Below are 22058 nucleotides of genomic sequence, written 5' to 3' on the forward strand. Positions count from 1 at the left end.
CTGCCGTGTCGGAGCTGACCCCGTACGACGCCCTGGTCGCGAAGGGCGTTGCCTGATGCCCGAACCCGGCGCTCCCTATCGCCCCGGCCTGTGCGTGATCGACACGAGCGACTGCAGGTAGTCCCGCCTCCGCGGCTCCGCGCCACGCCCCGACCCCGCGTCCGCGCGTGCCGCGTTCACTACCTGCAGTCCTTCGTGCTGCCGTGTCGGAGCTGACCCGTACGACGCTCTGGTCGCGAGGGGCGCTGCCTGATCCCCGAATCCGGCATCCCTATCACCCCCCCGGCCGGCGCGTGATCGACACGAGCGACTGCAGGTAGTCCCGCCTCCGCGGCTCCGAGGCACGGCCCCAGCCCTCGTCGGCGCCTGCCGCGTTCACCACCTGTAGTCCTTCGTGCTGCTGCGGATGGTGGTCCGGTTGGCGACCGCCTGGCCGTCTGCGCATTTCAGCGGATATCCGTTCAAGTGGCTCCTTCTCCCCTCAAATCTCGGGGGGAGAAGGGACAACTTCAGGGGTTATCCGTTCAAATTTCTCGACGCGAGGCGCGAGGCGCGAGGCGCGAGGCGGGTGGGCGGGGAGGGCGGGAGGGCGTGGACAAGGGGTGGGGGTGGGGCGGGAGGCCCAGGCTCGGGAGTACCTGCAGTCGTTCGTGTTGGTCGGGCGCATTGGCCGGGATGGCGGAGGCCGTGGGGGCGGGCGTGGACGAGGGGCGGGCGTGGACGAGGGGTGGGGGTGGACGAGGGGTTGGTGGGGTCGGGATTGGGGGATGGGCGGGGAGTTATCCACAGGGGGTGGTGGGTGGACTGCGGTTGGGGGGTGGGGGCGTCTAGGGTCGGGGGCATGGCTGACAGCAATGCGAGTTTGACCCTGACTGAGGCGCGCGCGGGGATTGCGGGTGGCGTGATCCAGGCGATCGCGGGGGAGGGCGCGCGGCTGCGCGACGACCAGGAGACTGCGGTTGCGGCGCTGTGTGAGCCGGCGGCGCGGGTGCTCGTCGTACAGGCGACGGGGTGGGGCAAGTCGGCTGTTTACTGGGCAGCTACTGCGATCCGGCGGGCGGAGGGTGCGGGGCCGACGTTGGTGGTTTCGCCGCTGCTGTCGCTGATGCGGGACCAGGTCGGTGCGGCCGGGCGAGCGGGTCTGCGGGCGGCGACGCTGAACTCGAACAACGTGGACGAGTGGTCGGGGATCGAGCAGGATCTTCGCTCTGGAGCGATCGACGTACTGCTGGTGTCGCCCGAGCGGCTCGCGAACCCCGGCTTCGGTCGCCGGGTGCTGGACAGCCTGGCGGGTGAGGTCGGGCTGCTAGTGATCGACGAGGCTCACGCTGTTTCCGACTGGGGTCATGACTTCCGGCCGGACTACCGCCGAGTCTCCGATGTGCTTCAGCACCTGAACCCCAAGACACCGGTCCTCGCGACGACAGCGACCGCCAACGAGCGAGTCACCGATGACGTCGCCCACCAGTTGGGCGAGTCCACGCTGGTACTACGTGGGCCGCTCGCGAGGTCGAGTCTCCAGCTCGCAGTGGTGGACAGGTTGTCGCCGTTGCAGCGGTTCGCGTGGGTGGTTGATCACCTGCCGAAGCTGCCGGGATCGGGCATCGTCTACGCGCTGACGGTCGCGGATGCGCAGCGGCTGGCCGCGACGATCCAGGAGATCCACGGCCGCGACTTACCAGTGGCGGCGTACACGGGTCAGTTGGAGGCCGGGGAGCGGCATAGCCTCGAAGACGCGCTGCGCGAGAACCGGTTGAAGGCGCTGATCGCGACGTCTGCCCTTGGCATGGGATACGACAAGCCTGACCTCGGGTTCGTGGTCCACGTCGGTTCACCGCCGTCGCCGGTCTCGTACTACCAGCAGGTCGGGCGTGCCGGCCGCGGCATCGACCACGCGATCGTTGCCCTGCTGCCCTCGGATGCCGACTCCGGCATCTGGGACTACTTCGCCACCGCGACCATTCCCGTCCCGGAAAACGTGAACCGTCTCCTTCACGCCATGGAGGCCTACGGGCCGGACCAGCCGGCGTCCGTACCCGCGCTCGAGGCCGAGACCGGCCTGCGCCGGACCCGCGTCGAGCTGATGCTCAAGCAGCTCGCCGTCGACGGCGTCACCGAGCGGCTCGAGAAGGGCTGGATCCGCACCGGCAAGGACTGGACGTTCGACGCTGCACACTACGACGGCATCGTTGCGGTACGGCGGCGCGAGGCCGACATCATGCGCGCCTACACCCGCGGCGAACGTTGCCTCATGCAACTGCTCCAGGAGTCCCTGGACGACGCGTCAGCGGAGCCCTGTGGCCGCTGCTCGGTCTGCCTCGGCGCGTTGCCGGAGCCGTTGTCAGCAGCGCCTAATGCCGACACGGTCGCCACCGTCACCGGTCTGCTCCGTGGTGAGGTGCACGTCCTCGAACCCCGCAAGATGTGGCCGGGCGGTTCCTTCGGGCCGCGCGGGAAGATCCCCGCGAACCTGTCCGCCGACCACGGTCGCTCCCTCATCTACGCCGACGCCCCGGAATGGCGCGAGGTCCTCGCCGCCGCCTTCGGAGGAGGCGGCGAGCCGTCCGCCGACGCAGTCGAGGCGCTCCAGGCGGGCGCGGTCGCCGCGCTGTCCCGCTGGCGCAGCACGTGGTCCAGCCGACCGGAGGTGGTCGTCCCGCTCGCCGCAGCCGGTCACACTGCGGTCACCAATGCGGTCGCCGACCGGATCGCCACCGTCGGCCGCCTGGATCGAGCCGACCTCACTGTGGATCGCTCCGGCTACACCGATGACCTGTCCTCGGCCGACGAGGCCCGGGTCTGGCGTGACGGTCTCGCGGTCGATCCCACCACCGCACAGACGATTGCCGGTCGCACCGTGCTGCTCCTGGTCGACGCCAGCTCGTCCCAGTGGCCGGTCACCGTCGCCGCGGCCAAACTTCGAGAGGCCGGAGCATCCGCCGTACTGCCACTGCTCCTGCACAAGCGCCCCTGAAACCGGATTGACGACGCAGGAAGGATAGTTGGGTGGAGATCAACAGCCTTGGCTACCGTACCGACCTGTTCCTGCTGGGCCTGGGCGGCAGCGAGATCAGCGACACCGGCCCGTACGTCGTCATCCGCACACCCGCCAACCCGACGTTCTGGTGGGGTAACTACCTGCTGCATCGCACTCCGCTCGAGCCCGGGGATCTCGAGCGGCGCGTGACGGAGTTCCGCGCTGAGTTCCCCGCGGCGAAACACGTTGCCCTGGGCATCGACACCACCGACGGGGTGCTGGGCATCGACCCGCAGGAGGTGATCGCCGCCGGCGGCCGGGCGGACCCCAGCGTGGTGATGACGACGTCGAGCGTGAACGCGCCCAAGCGCCCGAACACGACCTCGACGTTCCGGTTCCTCGACGGTGACGACGACTGGCAGCGGGTCGTCGACCTCACCCTCGCCACCAGCACCATGACGGTCGACGACGGCCATCGCGAGTTCACCCGGCTGAAGGTGGCGCACGAGCGGGAGCTTGTCGAGGCCGGACACGGGAAGTGGTTCGGTGCGTTCGACGGCGACCGGCTGCAGGCGTCGCTGGGCCTGATGCTCGACGGCGAAGGCCTCGCCCGGTTCCAGAACGTGCAGACCCATCCCGACGACCGCAACCAGGGCATCGCCAGCACCCTCATCCACCGCGCGTCGACGTATGGGTTCGAGCAAGGCGCGAAGACCCTCGTGATGGTCGCCGACCCCGGCTACCTCGCCATCCACATCTACCGCACCCTCGGCTTCAACGACACGGAAACCCAACTGGCGATCACGATTCCGCCGGCCTGACCATTCAGGGAGACTGCCATGCGCCCGACCCACATCATCGCGAATCTCTCGGTCCCCGACATCGGAGCGGCGCGCGAGTTCTACGCGGACTATCTCGGGCTCAGTGACGAGGGAATCACAATGGACTGGGTCTCCAGATTCCAGTCCCCGGACGGCCGTGCTGCCGTCCAGTTGGTGACGCACGACGCGACCGCTCCGCAGGACTCAGTGCTCTCGGTCGCGGTCGGCGACGAGGTCGAAGAGGCGTACGCGGAAGCCCAACGGCGCGGCTTCGAGATCGTCCATCCGCTCACCACCGAACCGTGGGGTCTGCGGCGCTTCCTCGTGCGCGCTCCCGACGGCAACGTGATCAACATCAACAGCCACCGGGACGAGTGAACACGCCTTCTCCTAGGCTGGGCGGTATGACGGACTCTGGGGTCGTACTGGTGACCGGCGGTAGCCGGGGGATCGGCGCCGCGGCCTCGATCGCCTTGGCGGCGGACGGCTGGGATGTCGGCATCGGCTATCGCACCCGCGACGACGAGGCTGCCCGCGTGGTGGAGGCAGTCGAGAAGCTCGGTCGCCGCGCGATCGCCGTACAGGCAGATGTTGTCGAGCCGGAAGACGTCGAGCGCCTCTTCGACGCCGTGACCACCGCGCTCGGGCCGATCACCGCGCTCATCAACAACGCCGGCGTGGTCTCCCCTGCAGGCAGGGTGGACCAGTACGACGTCGCCCGGCTCGACAACGTTTTCCGGATCAACGCGATCAGCGCGTTCCTGGTCGCGGGAGCCGCGGTGCGGCGGATGTCCACCCAGTACGGCGGAAGCGGCGGCGTGATCGTCAACGTGTCCTCGCGAGCCGCCGTCCTCGGATCGGCGGGGGAGTACGTCGACTACGCAGCCAGCAAGGCCGCGGTTGACGCATTGACGGTCGGCCTGGCCAACGAGGTCGCGAAGGAAGGAATCCGCGTCCTCGGCGTCCGCCCCGGCCTGATCGAGACCGACAGCCATGAACCAGGCCGGCTCGATCGACTCGGTACGACGCCGCCACTCGGCCGACCCGGTACGCCGGAGGAGGTCGCCGAGCTGATCACCTTCCTCGCCTCGGAGCGCTCGTCGTACATGACCGGCACGACCATCGATGTCTCGGGCGGCCGCTGACGATGGGGTTGCGGCCGGTCGACCTGGCACGGCGGGCGGGCGTGTCCACGCAGCTCATCCGCAACTACGAGGCGGACGGGATCCTGCCGCCGGCACCGCGCACGGACAGCGGCTATCGCCAGTACGGCGAGGAGCACGTGTCGGCGCTACTCACCTATCGCGCGCTCGCGCCGGGGTTCGGCGCAGAGATCGCGCGGTACATCATGCAGGCGGTTCACGCGGGGGACGAGGAATCGGCGTACCGGCTGGTGGACCAAGCCCACGCTGGTCTCTACGAGCAGCGCCTTGCGACGGACGCCGCGAGCGAAGCGCTCAACTCGGCCGCGGCGGAGTTCCGCGACGAGCCAGCACCGACCGGCCCAGCTCTCCTGGTTGGCGAGTTGGCGCACCGCCTTGGTGTGCGAACCTCGGCCCTGCGCGTGTGGGAGGCGGCTGGCCTGCTGCTGCCGACCCGGGAGCGAACGACGAAGTACCGTCGCTACGAACCCGAGCAGATCCGCGACGCTCGCATCATCCACATGCTCCGCCAAGGGCGGTACTCGTTCGACCAGATCCGACCGGTCCTCGAGGGCCTGCGTCAGACCGGCAGCACCGAAGCGCTCCGGAACGCGATCGCCGAACGCCGGGCCGCGCACGACCGGATCACGAAGGCGATGCTGTACGGCGCGGGTCTCCTCCATCAGCTGGTCGAGGAGAAGCGAGCTGAGTCGGTTCCGACCGCCCTCTGACCGTCACCCGATCACCAGGCTGCCAGTGCGCACCCTCGGTCGGTCCCGCGTCCTCGACCGCGGACATCGAGGCGATCAGTCGCGACGGCGTGCCCTTGGCCAGCTCGCTCAACCGGGCCGCCTCGTTCACCGGATCACCGATCACCGTGTACTCGAGCCGCCGCACATCGCCGACAGTCCCGGCCACCACGATCCCGGCCGTCACCCCGATCCCAGCCGTTGCCTCAGGCAACTCCGCACTCAGCCGCCGACTCAGCGCTCGTCCAGCGCGCAATGCCGCACCCGCAGGATCGATCAGCTCAGCCGGCGCCCCGAAGATCGCCAGCGAGGCGTCACCGGCGAACTTGTTCACAAACCCGCCTTCACGCGCCACCTCGTCGACCACGATGGCGAAGAAGCGGTTGAGCAACTGAACCACCTCAACCGGCGGCCGCTCCGCCGCGAGCTTCGTCGACCCGACGAGGTCAACGAACAGCACCGCGACGAACCGCTCCTCACCACCGAGCCGGTCACTGGTCAACGCCTCCCGGACGACCTCAGGGCCGACGTACTTGCCGAAGACCTCGCGGATTCGTTCGCGCTCGCGGAGCCCGGCCGCCATCCGGTTGAACCCGGCCTGCAGCGAACCGAGCTCGGTCCCGTCGAAGACCGGGATCCGGATGTTCAGCTCGCCCTCACCGATCAGGGTGAGCGCATTGCGCACCGACCGGACCGGGGCAACCACCGAGCGGGCCGACAGCAGGATCAGCAGCCAACCCATGCCGATGGCAACGATGCCCAGGGCAAGGATCATCACCGACAGCCGGGTCGCCGAGACCGTACCGTCGATCAGCGCGAGGATCGCTGCCAGCATCAGGCCCGCGACCGGCGTCGCCGAGCCGGCCGCCCAGAACAGGACCACCCGCGCCTTGAGGCCGAAGGCCAGCAGCCGTCGCGGGGGAGCGGCGTCGGCCAGCGCCCGCGCGGCGACCGGCCGCAGGGCGAACTCGGTCAGGAGGTAGGAGACCGCGCAGGTGACGATCATGCCGTCGAAGATGGTCACGGCGATCCGCAGCGCGTTCTCAGGCTGGATCACCACGGTGACCGCCGTAAAGGCGATCGTGGCAACCATCCACAGCACGGCCTCGATCACGGTCAGGCGCAGCGGGAGCCGGAGCGTGGAGATCTGCTCCTTGCGGGTGGCCGCGCGGTCCTCGTCGACCCAGGCGGTGTAGCGGAGCGCAACCCTGCTGGACCAGACCACGCCGACGATCAGGGCGAGCAGGAAGTACGCCGGTACGCCGATCGCCTCGATGTGCTGCAGTTCGTCGCTCAGCGGGGGACCGGGGAGCACGAACACGGCCAGCACGAAGACCACGGCCGCGCCGATCAGATTGGTACCGATCGAGAACGTTGTCATCAGCACCCGGAGCCGGATCCGCAGCATCCGGGTGCTCTGATCGGCCGGCCCGAGCAGCCAGGATCCGAACGGCCGCCGGTTCAGGACCAGCTCGGCATCACCGTGCGATGTCATGATCACAGTCTGCTCCGGGCCTTGCAGCTTCGTGCAACAACCCCGCCGATGAGGCGCGATGACACCGGGTATTTGGCACGGTGGTGCGGGTGGCCCAGATCGGCCGCCTGAGACGCCATGCCCGTGGGTAATGTTCCCCGGACGCACTCACTCGGGAGCTTTCCGTGACGCACGATCGCCACTCTTATGCCGAACCACTCGTGGTCCGGACCACCCATCTCGAGCTCGATCTCGAGCTGGATTTCACCGCGAAGGTGCTCACCGGCACCGCCACGCACACGCTCGACTGGGGCGGGTCCAGCGACCGGCTCGTGCTCGACACGCGTGACTTGACCGTGCTCGCGGTCGAGGGCGAGACGCCGGACGGCTGGGAGCCGCTCGAGTACAGCCTCGCGGTGCCGGACAAGGAGCTGGGATCGGCGCTGACGATCCGGACCTCACGGCAGGAGCGGGTCCGGGTGAGCTACCGGACGGCGCCGACCGCGACCGGGCTGCAGTGGCTGGAGCCGTCGATGACGGCCGGCGGCGTGATGCCGTTCATGTTCAGTCAGTCGCAGGCGATCCACGCGCGCAGCTGGGTACCGATCCAGGACACCCCCGGCGTTCGGTTCAGCTACGCCGCGCACGTGACCGCGCCGCCCGAGCTGATGGTACTGATGGGCGCGGACAACGGGACCGCCTCCCGCCGTACCGGCTCGTATGACGTCGTGATGCCCGAGCCGATCCCGTCGTACCTGCTGGCGATCGCGGCCGGTGACCTCGTGTTCGAGCCGATCGGTGAGCGATCGGGCATCTGGGCCGAGCCGACAATGGCCGGGCGGGCGGCGCAGGAGTTCGCCGACACCGAAGAGATGATGCGGGTCACCGAGGCGCTGTTCGGCCCGTACCGCTGGGGCCGCTACGACATCCTCGTGCTGCCACCGTCCTTCCCGTACGGCGGGATGGAGAACCCGCGGATGACGTTCGCGACGCCGACCGTGGTGATCGGCGACAAGTCGCTGGTCAGCCTGGTGGCCCACGAACTCGCGCACAGCTGGTCGGGCAACCTGGTCACCCAGGACAGCTGGGACGACATCTGGCTGAACGAAGGCTTCACGGCGTACGTCGAGAACCGGATCGTCGAGGCGGTCTACGGGACCGAGTTCGCGATGATGGAGACCGCGATCAAGCAGCACGCGACCGTGGTGAAGCTCGACCCACTCACCCCGGCCGAGCTGGCCGTCGAACTGCCGGGCCTGAACCACCGGTCCGAGTACCACGGCATCACGTCGCTCGGCCCGTTGAAGGGCTCATGGTTCCTGACCTGGCTGGAGGAGCGGTTCTCGCGGGACGTGTTCGACCCGTTCATCCGCGGCTACTTCGATCGCTTCGCCTTCCGCAGCATCAACTCCGACGACTTCGTCGGCCACCTGCAGGAGCACCTCCTCGACCCGCACCCCGGAGTTGTCACCGACGCCGAGCTGGCCGCCTGGCTCGAAGAGCCCGGCATCCCCGCCTTCGCCGAGCGCGCGGTCTCCGCCCGCTTCCAGGTCGTCGACGAGGCCCGCACCCAATGGTTCGCCTCCGGCGAGCTCCCGGCCGGCGCATCGAGCTGGACCACCCAGGAGTGGCTCCGCTTCCTCGACGCCGCCCCCGACATGCTGAGCCCCAACCAGCTCCAGCAACTGGACCGAGCCTTCGGCCTCACCGGCACCGCCAACGGCGAGATCGCCCGCCGCTGGTACCAGATCGTCGCCGCCAGCAGCTACGAGCCCGCCTACGCCGAACTAGCCGCCTTCCTCACCGAAGTAGGCCGCATGAAGCTAGTCCTCCCCGTCTACCGAGCCCTGGCCGGCAGCGACCGAGCCTTCGCCTCCGAAGTCTTCGCCAAAGCCCGCCCCGGCTACCACCCCATCACCACCGCCGCAGTCCAAAAGATCCTCGGCCAGTAGTTCACTGCGGTACGTGCAGGACGCAGCGGTGGAGGGTGTGGGTGGGGGTGTAGCCGAGGGTGGCGTTGATTCGGCGCATGGGGTGGTTGGTGTCGACGGTGTCGGTTAGTACGGCGGGTAGGTCGGGGAAGCGGGTTTGGGCCCAGCGGATCTGTTCGGTCTTGACCCAGCGGGCTAGGCCTCGGCCGCGGTGGGCTGGGAGGACTGCGGTGCCGTAGTTCTGGGCGTCGGTCTTGCCGTCGCCTGGTACGACGAGTTCGGTGAAGGCGACGATCTCGCCGGTGGACTCGTCGAGGGCAGCCACCGTCATCAGGTGCTCGCCGCGTTGGGCGATCAGCTCGGCGGCGTGCCGGGTGCGGGCGACGTCCCACGGGTCGGGGCCGTAGGTGATCCCGCCGGTTGGGGCGTCGTCCATGCCGGTTCGTGCGTTTGTGAACGTCTGTGCGAGCTCATCCGGTACGACGTCTGCCCACGTCAGCAGGCGGTACCCGGGAGGCGGCGGCATCGGGGTGACCGCGGTCCTGAGGTCGAGGCGGCTGTAGATGAGCGTCATGCCGATCGTGAACCCGTGCCGCACCAGGAACTCGTACGACGGTGAGTCCGCGCCGACCTCGGCCACGACGAGCCGCGCGTGCTGATCACGGGCAGCAGCGACAGCGGCGTACAGGAGTTGGCTTCCGACACCACGGCGGCGCTCGGCCGGGTGGACGGTGATCTCCAGATCGGCCAGGTGTGCGATCGAGTCGCGGCTGTGCAGGCGGAGGAAGGCGGAGCCGACCGGGTTGCCGGCGGCGTCCGCGGCGAGCCAGGCGATGCGGTGGCTGAACGGCCGGTAGTCGGGATCGGTCAGCGGAGTCAGTCGAATGCTCAAACCGCGACGATAGCGCCCGAGCGGGCCACGTGCCGCGAGACCCCGAATCGGCTACGGTGCTGCGGAGCTGACCGGGGTACACGCCGCATGGGGAGACAGGAGCATTGGGTGGATGAGCTGAGTGCCGACGCGATCCGGACGATCGGGGCCGACCACATCGCACTACGCGAGCAGGTCCTGTTGGAGCTGCGCCGGCGGATCGTCGACGGTGATTACGCGCAGGGCGAGCGGCTGACCGAGACCCGGCTGGCCGACGACTTCGGCGTCTCCCGCAACCCTGTCCGCGAAGCGCTCCGCGTCGTCGAGGCCGAAGGCTTCGTGCAGATCCTGCCCCGCCGCGGTGCCGTCGTCGCCACGCTCGACGAGACCGCCGTCCGCGACCTCTTCTCGGTCCGCGAACAGCTCGAGACCCTCGCCGCCGGCCTGGCCGCCGAACGGGCCAGCGAGGAAGACATCGCCCGGCTGCGGGGCGTGTGCGACCAGGCTCGCGTCGCCACCGACGCGAAGGACTTCGACCGCGTCGCCGAACTGAACAGCGACTTCCACCGCGCCGTCATCGAGGTCAGCGGCAACCGCTGGCTGCACTCGATCTCCGCCGCCATGTACCACCACGTGCACTGGGTCTTCCGCGTCGGCGCCGCCCAACGAGCCCCCCACTCGTCAGAGGAGCACGTCCGCCTCGTCGACGCCATCGCCGCCGGTGACGCCCCCGCCGCCACCGAAGCCGCCCGCCTCCACGTAGAAGCCGCCGCCAAAGCAGCCCTCGGCCACCGCCCCACCCCCTAACGCAATTTCCCTGGCTAGGCACCCACCTTGGGGGTTCTCCACCCATAACCGGGGTGCTTAACCCCCAATCTCACTGCCTAGCCAGCCAAATGCAGCCGTGGCGCCGCCGCCCGCGCCGCCCTGGACCGCCAATCCACCGGCTAAGCCCATTTCCCTGGCTAAGCACCCGCGTGGGGGGTTAAGCACCGATAACCAGGGTGCTTAACCCCTGATGGGGGTGGCTAGCCAGGCAAATGAGGGGGAGGGGTTCAGCGGCCGACGGCGTAGCCTTGCATGCCGCGGGGGTTGGCGGCCGCGGACAGGACACCATCCGGGTCTCGGCGTACGGCGCAGAGGCGGCCGAGGCTCCACGGGTCGGACTCGGTCACCACGTGGCCGCGTCGTACCAGCTCATCCCGTACGGCGTTCCCTAGCCGGCTCTCGATGACGAGCCCGCCCGGCTCGTTCGCGCGCGGGTAGAACGACGACGGGAACCCGGTCGTGTGCCAGGCCGGCGCATCGATCGCCTCCTGCAGGTCCATCCCGCCACCGAGGTGCCGCAGCAGGAACAGCAGTTGCCACTGATCCTGCTGATCCCCGCCCGGCGAACCACACGCCAGTACCGGCCGCCCGTCCCGCAGCACGAGCGTCGGCGTGAGCGTGGTCCGCGGACGCTTGCCCGGAGCAAGGGATGCGGGCAGCCCTTCCTCGAGCCAGAACATCTGCGCCCGGCTGCCCAGGCAGAACCCCAGCGACGGGATCGTCGGTGATGACTGCAACCACCCACCACTTGGCGTCGCCGAGATGATGTTGCCCCAGCGATCCACCACATCGACATGACAGGTGTCGCCCCGCGTCACGCCGTCCCGCGCCACCGTCGGCTCACCGACACTCGCATCGATCGCATAGTTGCCCTCAGCAATGGATGGCAGCCGCGGCGCACGACCGTCCGGCGACCCCGGTCGCAGCTCGAACGTCGCGTCGGAACCGACCAGCCGCGCCCGCTCAGCGGCGTACGCGGGGGAGAGCAACGACTTCAGCGGTACGTCGCCATCGCCGTACCAGGCCTCGCGGTCCGCATACGACAGCTTCATCACCTCAACCGTCGTGTGCACCCCCTCAGCACTCGCCAGGTCCACATCACCCAACTCAGCCAGCACCGCCAGCGACTGCAGCAACGCCGGTCCCTGACCCCAGGCCCCGGTCTTCGCGACCGTGTGCCCGTTCCAGTCCAGCGTCGTCGCGTCTTCCCAATGAGCCTCAAACCCAGCCATGTCGGCCCCGGTGATCAACCCGCCATGGTCCGAACCACTCGAGTCCCGATGCGGCAGCCGCGAGAACTCATCAATCGCCTCGGCAACGAAACCCTCGCGCCAAGCCTTCCGAGAACCCTCCAGCTGTACGACGCGATCGGCCCCAGCCGCCTCGCCCTCCACCACGAGTCGCTCCAGAGTCTCGGCGTACGCCGAGTTCCGGAAGAGCCCGCGGGGCGGCTGCCCGTCGACCAACCACAGCGCAGCCGACGTCGGCCAGTGCTCCGAGAACAACCCCTGAACCGTCGCCACGGTGTCGGTCACCCGCGGCACCAGTGGATGCCCGTTGCGGGCGTAGTCGATCGCCGGTTCCAGTACGACGCGCAGCGGCAGCGTGCCGTGGTCGCGCAGCAACAGCAACCACGCATCGACCGCCCCCGGCACAGTCGCGGCCAGCGGCCCGGACCCAGGCACCAGCGTCAGCCCCAGCGACGTGTAGTGCTCGATGGTCGCCCCAGCCGGCGCAACCCCCTGACCACACAGCACTCGCGGCGTCGGGTCGTCTGCCGTCGCCACGATCGCCGGTACCTCACCGCCAGGCCCATTGAGATGCGGCTCCACCACATGCAGCACGAACCCCGCGGCCGCCGCCGCGTCGAACGCGTTCCCGCCGAGCTCCAGCATCCGCATCGCCGACTGCGACGCCAGCCAGTGCGTCGACGAGACCATGCCGAACGTGCCACGCAGCGTGGGCCGGGTGGTGAACGTCATCAGGCAACTCCTTCAGCTGTTCGTACGTCGGGACCGCTACCGTCGGCCGCCACCAGGTGACAGGCCACCTGATGATCACCCGATCCGATCACACGCCGCTCCGGCACGACAGTCCGGCACTTGTCGATCGCCACCGGACAGCGGGTGTGGAACCGGCAACCGTCCGGCGGATCAATGGCCGACGGCAGGTCATCACCCAGCAGCACTGGCTTGCGCTGCCGCTGTGCCACCGGGTCGGGAACGGGCGCGGCCGACAACAACGCCTGCGTGTACGGATGAGCCGGCGTACCGAAGATGCGCGCCCGCGGCCCCTGCTCAACCAGCTGACCCAGGTACATCACGGCGACCTCATCAGCCAGGTACTCCACCGCCGACAGGTCGTGCGTGATGAAGAGGCACGCGAACCCAAGATCGCGCTGCAGGTCAGCCAGCAGATTCAGTACGGCGGCCTGCACCGACACGTCGAGTGCACTCGTCGGCTCGTCCGCCACGAGCAGCCGTGGCTCGGAGATGAGCGCCCGGGCGATGCTGACCCGCTGGCGCTGTCCGCCCGACAGCTCATGCGGAGACCGCTGAGCGACCTCCGGGCGCAGCCCCACTCGCGTGAGCGCCTCAGACACCTGCCCTGCAATGTCCTTGCGGCGCATCAGCCGCAGTGGCTCCCCAATGATGTCTCCGACCGACAGTCGCGGATCCAGCGAGCCTGCGGGGTCCTGGAAGACGATGGAGACATCTCGTCGGTGCGAGCGCAGTTGGCGGCGGTTTAGGTGGGTGATGTCCGCACCGGCGAGTCTGACCGTGCCTCCGGTCGGTTCGAGCAGTCTGACGATGCAGCGGCCGACTGTGGACTTTCCAGAGCCGCTCTCGCCGACCAGCGCGACCACTGAGCCTTCACGGATCCGCAGGGTGACACCGTCGACCGCACGGACCGGACCGAAGTGCATGACGAGGTCTTCGACCTCCAGTGCGTTCATAGGGCTCCCACCGGGTTCCAGCATGCCAGTCCGTGCGCATCACGCGTCAGCTCCGGCTGAGACGCCGTACAGGTGTCTAGAGCTTGTCCGCAGCGGTCGGCGAACGTGCACGCGTCCGGTTGCTCAGCCAGCACCGGCACCAGCCCCGGAATCTCCGCAAGCCGGTGCGTGCCCGCGTGACGGCCGGCGGCGGGTGAGGCGCCCAGGAGGCCGGTTGTGTACGGGTGCTGTGGATGCGCGAACAGCTCGTGCACCTCGGCCGTCTCGACCACGCGACCGGCGTACATGACCGCGACCCGGTCCGCGAGATCGGCCACCACCCCGAGGTCGTGCGTGATCAGTACGACGCTCGTCCCGAGCCGTTCGCGTAGTCCTCGCAGAACGTCGAGGATCCCCGCCTGGATGGTGACGTCGAGAGCCGTGGTCGGCTCGTCGGCAATCAGCACCTTCGGATCGCAGGCGACCGCCATCGCGATCATCACCCGTTGCCGCATCCCGCCTGAGAGCTGATGCGGATAGTCGTCGACGCGGCGTTCGGCCGACGGAATCCCGACCAGCTTCAGCAGCTCGATCGACCGCGCCCGGGCTGCGTGCTTTCCCAGCTTGAGATGCGTGCGCAGGACCTCACCGATCTGTGAGCCGACCGTGAAGACCGGGTTCAGCGATGTCATCGGCTCCTGGAAGATGTAGGCGATCTCGCGGCCGCGGATCGAGCGCAGCGTGCGCTTGTCCGCGCCGATCAGCTCAACACCGTCGAGCCGCACCGAACCCTCAACGCGCGCCGATCGGGGGAGCAGCCCGGCCAGACTCATCGCCGTCACGCTCTTCCCGCAGCCCGACTCGCCGACGATCGCGAGCACCTCACTCGCACCGACCTCTAGACCAACCCGATCGACAGCTGACAGCTGACCGTCCTCGGTCCGGAACGACACGGACAGATCCCGCACTTCCAGTACGGCGCTCATCGGCGACTCGCCTTCGGATCGAGGGCGTCACGCAGACTGTCGCCGACGATGTTGAACGCCAGCGTCAGCAGCATGATCGCGAGACCCGGCATCACCGCCGCCCACGGCGCTCGCGCGGCGAACTGCTGCGCATCGGACAGCATCGTGCCCAGGCTCGGCGCCGGCGGCTGAATCCCGAGGCCGAGGAACGACAACACGGCCTCGCCGAGGATCGCGGCCGGAATCGCGACCGTCGCCTGGACGATGATCACCGACGCCGCGTTGGGCAGGATGTGCCGGCCGAGTACCCAGGCGTCACTCGCGCCCTCGACGATCGCTGCGGCGACGAAGTCCAGCGACTTGAGCCGCAGCGTCTCCGACCGCACGATCCGGATCACCCCCGGGATCTGCGCGATCCCGATCGCGATCGCCGCATTCCCCAGACTCGCGCCGCGGATTGCGGCCAGGCCCACCGCGAGGATCAGGAACGGGAAGGCCAGCACCAGATCGGTCATGCGCGAGATCAGCGCGTCGATCGCCCGGAAGTAGCCAGCCATCAGCCCCAGCGGTACGCCGATCACCAGCGAGGTCGCGACCGCGAGCAGCCCGACATGGAGCGAGGCGCGCAGCCCGAACATGATCCGCGAGACCACGTCCCGGCCGAGATCATCGGTCCCGAGCAGATGGCCCGCCGTACCGGGTGGTGCGAAGGCTTGCTCCAATGCGGTCTGCGTCGGTTCGTGCGGTGCGAGGAAGTTGGCGAAGACCGCGAGGATGATCGCAAGCACGAGAACCACGAGCCCGGTGATCGCGAGCGGGTTGCGCAGGATGCGCCGTACAACCTTGTGCCTCATGCCTCACCCCGGACGCGGATCCGCGGATCGATGACGGAGTACAGGAGGTCGACGAGCAGGTTGATCACGATGTACGCCGTTGCTGTCACCAGCACGACCGCCTGGATCACCGGATAGTCGCGCTGGAACACCGCGTCGACCGTGAGCTTGCCGAACCCCGGCAGCGCGAAGATCCGCTCGGTCACGACCGCACCCGAGATCAACGCACCCAGCTGCAGACCGACGATCGTCACCACAACGATCAGGCTGTTGCGCAGCGCATGCCGGCCGATCACCGCACGCGGCGACAGGCCCTTGGCTTCGGCGGTGCGGATGTAGTCGGCCGACAGTGCGTCGAGCATGGACGATCGGGTCTGCCGCATGATCACCGCGGCCAGGCCGGTGCCGAGGATCAGCGCCGGCAGGACGAGGTGGTGCAGATTGGCGACCGGGTTCGTGAAGAACGGGACGAACCCGGAGGCCGGAAAGAGGCCGAGGGCAACGGACAGGTAGAGGATCGCCATCAGGCCGAGCCAGAAGTTCGGCACCGACAACCCGAGCAGAGCGAGTGCGTTCGCAGCCCACTCGGCCGGACGACCTCGCCGTACGGCGGCAACCACGCCCGCGCCGATCCCGATCACACCGGCCACGAGGAGCGCGAGCACCGACAGCTCGATCGTCACGGGAAGCGCGCCGGCGATCATCCCGCCGACCGGCTCACCGGTCCGGATCGATTGACCGAGATCACCGCGCGCCGCGTGACTGATGAACTGCCAGAACTGCACCAGCCACGACTGGTCGAGCCCGTACTGCTCCCGGATTGCCCGCAGCGATTCCGGATCGCGGTCCTCACCGGCCAGCGCCAGCGCGGGATCGCCCGGGAGAGCGCGCACTCCGGCGAACACCACGATCGTCGCGAGGATCAGCGTCACCGCCGACTGCCAGAGTCGATGCAGGAGGTACCGGCTCATTTCGCGAACCCGGCGAACGCCGTCCGGATCACCCCGTCCGGGTAGGTCTGCACGCCGAGCAGCTTCTTCGAGACGCCGGTCAGGTTGCGTTGCCGGTACAGGTAGATCAGCGGCTCGTCCTGCTGCAGCTTGGTGACGACATCGCCGTACAGCTTGATCCGCTGCGCCTGGTCGGTCGACTGCCGCGCGTCGGTGAGCAGCTTGTCGACCTCGGGGCTGCTGTACCCGGCAACGTTCTGGCTGCCCGTCGTACCGACGAAGTTGAAGATGTTCGCGTCGGGGTCGACGCGGCCGGACCAGCCCAGCTGGAGGATCTCGAAGTCGCCGCGGTCCTGCTGATCGAGCAGCGAGGCATACTCGACCGGCTTGATCACCAGGTCGAATCCACCGTCCTTCACCATCGCCTGCAGCGCCTGCGCGAGCCGCAGACTGTCCGGGTTGTTCGAAGTGATCATCGAGACCTTGTACGGCGTGCTCACGCCGGCCGCCGCGAGTAGTTCCTTCGCCTTGGCCGGGTCATGGGCCGGACACGCCTGCGCGGCCTCGGAGGTGAACTCGCTTCTCGGCGAGATCGGTGAGCAGGCAACGGTGTTGAGCCCGTTGAAGATCGTCTTGACCAGTGCCGCGCGGTCGATCGAGAGGTCGAACGCCTGCCGGACTCGCGGGTCCTTCGCGATCGGGGTGTCGAGCTGCTTGAGCGGATTGCCGACGCCGTTCGCGTTGGCAATGTTGATCGTGATGCCCTGGTAGCCGAGCGACTGCGACTGCAGGACGCTGATCGTGCTGTCCTTCTGCAGAGCGGGCGCATCCTGGCTCGAGAGCGAGTCGGCGACCTGTGCATCGCCGGATCGCAGGTTGGCCGAGCGGATGCTGGAGTCGGTGATGATGCGGTACTCGATCGTGTCCAGGTGCACCTTGGCGGCGTCGTAGTACTGGGGATCCTTGACGACCTTGATCGAGTTCTGCGCGACCCGGTTGGCGAACTTGAACGGGCCGACACAGGCGGGCGCCGTGGAGAAGTTCGCACCGAGCTTCGCGACCGCGGTCGGGCTCAGCACCATGCCGGCCCGGTCGGCCAGCGCCGCGGTGAGCGGAGCGAACGGCTTCGACAGCTTGATCACCACGGTGTTCGGATCAGGTGTATCGATCCCGCTGATCGGGCCGAGCTCGCTCTTGCGCGCCGATCCGGCGAGCGTCAGGCCACGCTCGATCGTCGTCTTCACGGCGGCCGAGTCGAAGGTGCCGCCGTCGGAGAACTTCACGCCCTGACGCAGCGGGATCGTCAGGCTGAGTCCGTCCGCCGCGACCGTCGGAAGTGCAGTCGCCAACTGCGGTACGACCTTGGCATCCGGACCAAGGTCGTACAGCTTCTCGCACATGGTGTGGAAGACATACCGCGAGTACAGGCTGCGCGACAGCGTCGGATCCAGCTTGTCCGGATCCGCGGAGAGCGCGACCGTCAGCGTCCCGCCCGCCTTCACCTGCGCCGGATCCGCCGGGTCCCCGAACACGTCCTGTCCAGCCTGGCTGGTCGTCGTACCGGGGGAGTCCCCGGCCGGCTGCACCGGCGAGCAGCCGACCGTGACGAGGGCGATCGCGGTCGCGAGAACGAGCGGAAGTCGAGGAGTCATCAGGTGCTCCCATGCGTAGGCGGTTCCCCGACTGTTTCATGTATACAACCCACCTGCGCAAGTGATTGGGCGAGTTTTCCCGAACCTTTGCTCTCGGTGATCAGCCCTCGACGGGATAGGTCAGCAGCCCGGCCGGTACGGCGCGATCACCGACCGCGAGCGCCATCAGATGCGGCCCGTCGTGCTGCGGATGGTGGATCCCGAAGCCGGTCGCCTGCCGGAACCCGAACCGCGGGTAGTAGTCCGCGTGCCCCAGCACCACGACGGCCGGTGCGTCATAGTCGGGCGCCAGCCTCAGCACAGCTCGCACGGCCGCGTTGCCGGCCCCTCTGCCCTGGTACGCCGGTAATACGGCAACCGGGCCGAGCGACAGCACCCGCGTGGATCCCACAGCGGCGTGGGTCAACAGCGCATAAGCGATCGGCTGGTCGTCAGCGATCGCCACGCACACGAGTTCAGGAATCCAAGCCGCTGGTTCGGCGCGCAATGCGTCGAGGTAGTCGACCTCGTACTGCCGACCGAACGCTTCCCGGGTGATGTCACGCAGTACCGGCTCGTCGGCGGGCGTCGCGACACGGGTCTTCCAGGTAATGGACAACGGAGAATGCCTCTCGGAGAGAGCGACCCGCTCAGGCGGATCAGGGGTGAGTTGGATGACCGTCCGGCTGTCGCGGCTACGCGACAGCGCCGGCGCGCGCGGTCATCAACCCACCTCCTCAGATCTCCGAAGTCGCCATCACCTTATCCCTGCTTGGACTTCTTCGGAATCGGTTTTGCCGGACTCGGAAAGGACTGGACGAGGTGACGCTTGGGCTTGTAGCTTGCGACGACCGCGACACTGCCCGAGGAGGTGGTACCCGATGACCGCAGTAGCTCTGTGGGTGCTCCCTGCCCTGGCGCCGTCGGGCAACTGACGGAGGCGTCGCCGGGAGCGCTTCGACGACTCCCGAAAGGCAACACCTCATGGATTCTCCTCAGTTCGATGTGATCATCGCCGGGTGCGGGCCGACCGGCGCGATGCTGGCCGCCGAGTTGCGGCTGTACGACGTACGGGTGCTCGTGCTGGAGAAGGAGACCGAACCGGCGTCGGCCGTGCGCATCGTCGGGCTGCATATCCGCAGTCTCGAGCTGATGGCGATGCGCGGTTTGCTGGATCGCCTTCTGGAGCAGGGAAGGCCGCGGCCGGCTGGCGGGTTCTTTGCCGCCATCAACAAGCCCGCGCCGCCGGATCTGGATTCCGCACATGCCTATCTGTTGGGTATTCCACAGCCGGTGATCGTTCAGCTCCTTGAGGAGCATGCTGTCTCTGGCGGTGCGTCGGTACGACGCGGTTGCGCGGTGACCGGTGTCTCGCAGGACGCCACCGGCGTATCGGTCGAACTGGCCGACGGTGAGGTGCTGCGGTCGCGGTACCTCGTCGGCTGCGACGGCGGGCGCAGTGCGGTTCGGAAATTGGTCGGCGTCGGCTTCCCGGGGGAGCCCGCCCAGACCGAGACGCTCATGGGTGAGCTCTCGCTGACCATGCCTGCGGATGAGCTTGCCGAGGTGGTGCGCTCGGTCCGCTCGTTGCGCAGATCCTTCAGCGTGACGCCCTTCGGAGACGAGGTCTATCGCGTCGTGATCCCGACCGGGGGAGTCAGCGGACGGGATGAGCCGCCGACCCTCGAAGACTTCCAGCAGGCTTTACTCGCTGTCGCCGGAACCGACTTCGGCGCGCACTCGCCGCGCTGGCTGTCCCGCTTCGGCGACGCGACCCGCCTGGCGGAACGGTACGTCGTAGGGCGGGTGCTGCTGGCCGGCGACGCGGCCCACATCCATCCGCCTCTCGGCGGTCAAGGACTCAACCTCGGACTCCAGGACGCCTTCAACCTCGGCTGGAAACTGGCCGCCGAGATCCGCGGCTGGGCCCCACCTGGTCTGCTCGACACCTACGAAGCCGAACGCCACCCGGTCGCCGCCGACGTCCTCGACAACACCCGCGCCCAGATGGAACTGAACGCCATCGGACCTGGTCCACAAGCATTGCGCAGGCTGTTCACCGAACTGATGGACTTCGACGAGGTGAACCGCCTCCTGATCGAAAAAGTCACCGGCCTCAACATCCGCTACGACTTCGGCGAAGGCCCCGACCTCCTCGGCCGCCGCCTCCGCGACCTTGAGGTCAAGTCCGGCCGCCTCTACGACCACCTCCACCGCGGCCGCGGCCTCCTCCTCGACCGCACCACCCACCTGACCGTCGGCTCCTGGTCAGATCGAGTCGACCACCTCGCCGACCCGACCGCACCCATCGACGTACCGGCCCTCCTCCTACGTCCCGACGGCCACATCGCCTGGATCGGCAACAACCAACCCGACCTCAACCACCACCTCACCCGCTGGTTCGGCGCCTAACCGAACACCGGCACACACTGACCACGGCCCGCGCCGGCGGTGGTGGCGGCACGAAGGACTGCACGTGGTCGGCATCCGCCTCAGCCACCGATGGGTCGTCCCGCGCCACCACTGGCGGCAGGAGACAGGAACTTGCGGCCAGAGACCTCAAGCAACAGGTCTCCGGCCACCACAACCTGTCTCAGGCCATCACAGATGGCGCGGACCTGGTCATCTCCATGGTCTGCAATGTGCATTGTGCAAGAGGTCTTGTCTAACCGCTGAGGCGAAATTGCCTCTCCGACAGGAAACCAGCAAAAGCAGCAGTCAGGCGTCGAGTCGCCAGGTGTCGGCTCGGAGGAGGTCGATGGGGCCGCTCGGTGTGGTGGCGGTGACGGTCAGGCCTTCTCCGCCCAGGACGACGTCGGTGTGGATAGACGAGTTGTTCAGTCCGCGGGTGTATCGCTCTTCCGCCGTCATGGTCGTGCCGCCCTCGAGGGCGAAGGGGAAGCTCTGGCCCCAGGCGATGTGGGAGCCGGCGTTCTCGTCGAACAAGGTGTTGTGAAAGACGACCTTCGCCTGGGCGATCCGGGAGTCTCGGTCGACCAGCGCCACTTCGCCGAGGCTGCGGGCGCCTGGGTCCGTGTCGAGCTGGGCGCGAACAACATCTGCGCCGCTGCTGGCCGAGACGTCGGTGATCCGGCCGCCCGCGAAGGTGAGTTGCAGGCCCTCCACCAGTTGCCCGGCGATCACGACCGGTCTGGTCAGCCGGACCGCCCCGTCGGCACGACGTCGATCGGGGCTGGTGAAGACTTCCTCGGTCGGGATGTTCGGGAGATACGGGATGCCGGCCGGATCGACGATCGAACCGCCGGTCCAGCGGCAGTCGGGCAGCAGTCCGACGGTCAGGTCGGTACCTTCGCCGACGTACCGGAGTTCGCTGATCTGCAAGGCGTCGAGCGCGGCGCACCGAGCGGCGAGGGCTGCCGCCCGCTCCCGCCAGGCGGTGACCGGATCCACCTCGTCGAGCCGCATGGCTCGAGCGATGACGTCCCAGAGTCGATCGACGTCCGGCTCGCCGTACACCTGGGTTGCCCAGTGCTCAGTCGGCGCGGCCACCACGGTCCACCGCGACTGCCCGGTCATCGCCGCCTGCTGCCGGGCGATCCGCTCCTGGAGTCGTACGGCGGCCATCCGTGCGGGGTCGATTCCGGCGTACAGGCTGGGATCCGGCGTACCGACCACGTCGATCGATGCGACGCCCTCCTCGGTCCAGCCCCGCGTGCGTTCGAGCGCCCAGGCCCGGTCGGCCGTCAGTGTCGGCAGGTCGCTGTGCATGAGGTCGGACCGGCGGGTGACGGCGTCGGACCAGACCACCTCCACCCATCGTGCTCCGATTCGGTAGGCGCTCTCGACCACCGCCCGCGCTACCTCGGCCTGAGCAACGTCGGCGTTGATCACCACGCCCTGCCCGGGTTGGACGTTCACGCCGACCTGCACGACCAGATCGGCGAATCGCTGCAGCAGTTGTTCCTTCATCCCCAGCCCCTCACATAGCTA

At 68.3% G+C, this 22058-nt stretch carries 18 protein-coding genes; 8 read left to right on the plus strand and 10 right to left on the minus strand.

What is annotated here, in order from left to right; all coding sequences use genetic code 11:
- Positions 1–841 precede the first annotated feature (841 nt).
- Genes ACFVWG_RS36020 through ACFVWG_RS36040 form a run of 5 tightly spaced genes read left to right on the plus strand, consistent with a single transcriptional unit; the run spans position 842 to position 5671 of the window.
- Positions 842–2974 (plus strand): RecQ family ATP-dependent DNA helicase, encoded by a 2133-nt coding sequence (locus tag ACFVWG_RS36020; protein WP_391547960.1) that lies wholly within the window; start codon positions 842–844, stop codon positions 2972–2974.
- Between the two features lie 32 nt (positions 2975–3006).
- Positions 3007–3798: a GNAT family N-acetyltransferase gene (locus tag ACFVWG_RS36025; protein ID WP_391547961.1), complete on the plus strand. Its 792-nt coding sequence runs from the start codon at positions 3007–3009 to the stop codon at positions 3796–3798.
- Positions 3799–3816: 18 nt separating this feature from the next.
- Positions 3817–4176, plus strand: a complete 360-nt coding sequence (locus ACFVWG_RS36030; protein WP_391547962.1) for a VOC family protein — start codon at positions 3817–3819, stop codon at positions 4174–4176.
- A gap of 26 nt (positions 4177–4202) precedes the next feature.
- Positions 4203–4943 (plus strand): SDR family oxidoreductase, encoded by a 741-nt coding sequence (locus ACFVWG_RS36035; protein ID WP_391547963.1) that lies wholly within the window; start codon positions 4203–4205, stop codon positions 4941–4943.
- 2 nt (positions 4944–4945) lie between these two features.
- Positions 4946–5671: a MerR family transcriptional regulator gene (locus tag ACFVWG_RS36040; RefSeq protein WP_391547964.1), complete on the plus strand. Its 726-nt coding sequence runs from the start codon at positions 4946–4948 to the stop codon at positions 5669–5671.
- Here the strand turns inward: ACFVWG_RS36040 and ACFVWG_RS36045 are convergent.
- Positions 5586–7184, minus strand: coding sequence for an adenylate/guanylate cyclase domain-containing protein (locus tag ACFVWG_RS36045; protein WP_391547965.1), 1599 nt, complete (start codon positions 7182–7184; stop codon positions 5586–5588). The genes ACFVWG_RS36040 and ACFVWG_RS36045 overlap by 86 nt on opposite strands.
- 164 nt (positions 7185–7348) lie before the next feature.
- Between ACFVWG_RS36045 and ACFVWG_RS36050 the strand changes: the two genes are divergently transcribed.
- The gene (locus ACFVWG_RS36050) at positions 7349–9115 is read left to right on the plus strand and encodes a M1 family metallopeptidase (protein WP_391547966.1); all 1767 of its coding nucleotides are present in this window, start codon (positions 7349–7351) and stop codon (positions 9113–9115) included.
- 1 nt (position 9116) lies between these two features.
- Here ACFVWG_RS36050 and ACFVWG_RS36055 read toward each other — a convergent pair whose 3' ends face one another.
- Positions 9117–9986, minus strand: a complete 870-nt coding sequence (locus ACFVWG_RS36055) for a GNAT family N-acetyltransferase (RefSeq protein ID WP_391547967.1) — start codon at positions 9984–9986, stop codon at positions 9117–9119.
- A 108-nt stretch (positions 9987–10094) separates the two neighbouring features.
- Between ACFVWG_RS36055 and ACFVWG_RS36060 the strand changes: the two genes are divergently transcribed.
- Positions 10095–10772 (plus strand): GntR family transcriptional regulator, encoded by a 678-nt coding sequence (locus tag ACFVWG_RS36060; RefSeq protein WP_391547968.1) that lies wholly within the window; start codon positions 10095–10097, stop codon positions 10770–10772.
- A 248-nt stretch (positions 10773–11020) separates the two neighbouring features.
- Here the strand turns inward: ACFVWG_RS36060 and ACFVWG_RS36065 are convergent, their stop codons facing one another.
- The 7 genes from ACFVWG_RS36065 to ACFVWG_RS36095 form a co-directional block, all read right to left on the minus strand.
- Positions 11021–12775: a gamma-glutamyltransferase family protein gene (locus ACFVWG_RS36065; protein ID WP_391547969.1), complete on the minus strand. Its 1755-nt coding sequence runs from the start codon at positions 12773–12775 to the stop codon at positions 11021–11023.
- Positions 12775–13749 carry an ABC transporter ATP-binding protein gene (locus ACFVWG_RS36070; RefSeq protein ID WP_391547970.1) on the minus strand — a complete coding sequence of 325 codons (975 nt, stop codon included), beginning with the start codon at positions 13747–13749 and terminating at the stop codon, positions 12775–12777. The genes ACFVWG_RS36065 and ACFVWG_RS36070 overlap by 1 nt, the downstream gene beginning before the upstream one ends.
- Positions 13746–14714: an ABC transporter ATP-binding protein gene (locus ACFVWG_RS36075; protein WP_391547971.1), complete on the minus strand. Its 969-nt coding sequence runs from the start codon at positions 14712–14714 to the stop codon at positions 13746–13748. The genes ACFVWG_RS36070 and ACFVWG_RS36075 overlap by 4 nt, the downstream gene beginning before the upstream one ends.
- Positions 14711–15547 carry an ABC transporter permease gene (locus tag ACFVWG_RS36080; RefSeq protein WP_391547972.1) on the minus strand — a complete coding sequence of 279 codons (837 nt, stop codon included), beginning with the start codon at positions 15545–15547 and terminating at the stop codon, positions 14711–14713. Before ACFVWG_RS36080 ends, ACFVWG_RS36075 begins: the two co-directional genes overlap by 4 nt.
- Complete coding sequence (locus ACFVWG_RS36085) at positions 15544–16497, minus strand: ABC transporter permease (protein ID WP_391547973.1); 954 nt, start codon at positions 16495–16497, stop codon at positions 15544–15546. The genes ACFVWG_RS36080 and ACFVWG_RS36085 overlap by 4 nt, the downstream gene beginning before the upstream one ends.
- Positions 16494–18128, minus strand: a complete 1635-nt coding sequence (locus ACFVWG_RS36090; protein ID WP_391547974.1) for an ABC transporter substrate-binding protein — start codon at positions 18126–18128, stop codon at positions 16494–16496. Before ACFVWG_RS36090 ends, ACFVWG_RS36085 begins: the two co-directional genes overlap by 4 nt.
- Positions 18129–18228: 100 nt before the next feature.
- Complete coding sequence (locus ACFVWG_RS36095) at positions 18229–18726, minus strand: GNAT family N-acetyltransferase (protein ID WP_391547975.1); 498 nt, start codon at positions 18724–18726, stop codon at positions 18229–18231.
- A gap of 365 nt (positions 18727–19091) precedes the next feature.
- On the opposite strand from ACFVWG_RS36095, the gene ACFVWG_RS36100 reads away from it, so the two are divergent.
- On the plus strand, positions 19092–20519 hold the full coding sequence (locus ACFVWG_RS36100) for an FAD-dependent monooxygenase (protein ID WP_391547976.1): 1428 nt from the start codon (positions 19092–19094) through the stop codon (positions 20517–20519).
- Between the two features lie 306 nt (positions 20520–20825).
- Here ACFVWG_RS36100 and ACFVWG_RS36105 read toward each other — a convergent pair whose 3' ends face one another.
- Entirely contained in the window at positions 20826–22037 is a 1212-nt protein-coding gene (locus ACFVWG_RS36105; protein ID WP_391547977.1) for an aminopeptidase, read from the minus strand.
- Positions 22038–22058 lie beyond the last annotated feature (21 nt).

The sequence above is a fragment of the Kribbella sp. NPDC058245 genome, assembly GCF_042882005.1.
Classification (GTDB): Bacteria; Actinomycetota; Actinomycetes; order Propionibacteriales; family Kribbellaceae; genus Kribbella.

Coding starts and splice junctions, on each gene's coding strand:
- ACFVWG_RS36020 (WP_391547960.1), top strand. CDS start 842: ATGGCTGACAGCAATGCGAGTTTGACCCTGACTGAGGCGCGCGCGGGG.
- ACFVWG_RS36030 (WP_391547962.1), top strand. CDS start 3,817: ATGCGCCCGACCCACATCATCGCGAATCTCTCGGTCCCCGACATCGGA.
- ACFVWG_RS36035 (WP_391547963.1), top strand. CDS start 4,203: ATGACGGACTCTGGGGTCGTACTGGTGACCGGCGGTAGCCGGGGGATC.
- ACFVWG_RS36040 (WP_391547964.1), top strand. CDS start 4,946: ATGGGGTTGCGGCCGGTCGACCTGGCACGGCGGGCGGGCGTGTCCACG.
- ACFVWG_RS36045 (WP_391547965.1), bottom strand. CDS start 7,184: ATGACATCGCACGGTGATGCCGAGCTGGTCCTGAACCGGCGGCCGTTC.
- ACFVWG_RS36065 (WP_391547969.1), bottom strand. CDS start 12,775: ATGACGTTCACCACCCGGCCCACGCTGCGTGGCACGTTCGGCATGGTC.
- ACFVWG_RS36070 (WP_391547970.1), bottom strand. CDS start 13,749: ATGAACGCACTGGAGGTCGAAGACCTCGTCATGCACTTCGGTCCGGTC.
- ACFVWG_RS36075 (WP_391547971.1), bottom strand. CDS start 14,714: ATGAGCGCCGTACTGGAAGTGCGGGATCTGTCCGTGTCGTTCCGGACC.
- ACFVWG_RS36080 (WP_391547972.1), bottom strand. CDS start 15,547: ATGAGGCACAAGGTTGTACGGCGCATCCTGCGCAACCCGCTCGCGATC.
- ACFVWG_RS36085 (WP_391547973.1), bottom strand. CDS start 16,497: ATGAGCCGGTACCTCCTGCATCGACTCTGGCAGTCGGCGGTGACGCTG.
- ACFVWG_RS36090 (WP_391547974.1), bottom strand. CDS start 18,128: ATGACTCCTCGACTTCCGCTCGTTCTCGCGACCGCGATCGCCCTCGTC.
- ACFVWG_RS36100 (WP_391547976.1), top strand. CDS start 19,092: ATGGATTCTCCTCAGTTCGATGTGATCATCGCCGGGTGCGGGCCGACC.
- ACFVWG_RS36105 (WP_391547977.1), bottom strand. CDS start 22,037: ATGAAGGAACAACTGCTGCAGCGATTCGCCGATCTGGTCGTGCAGGTC.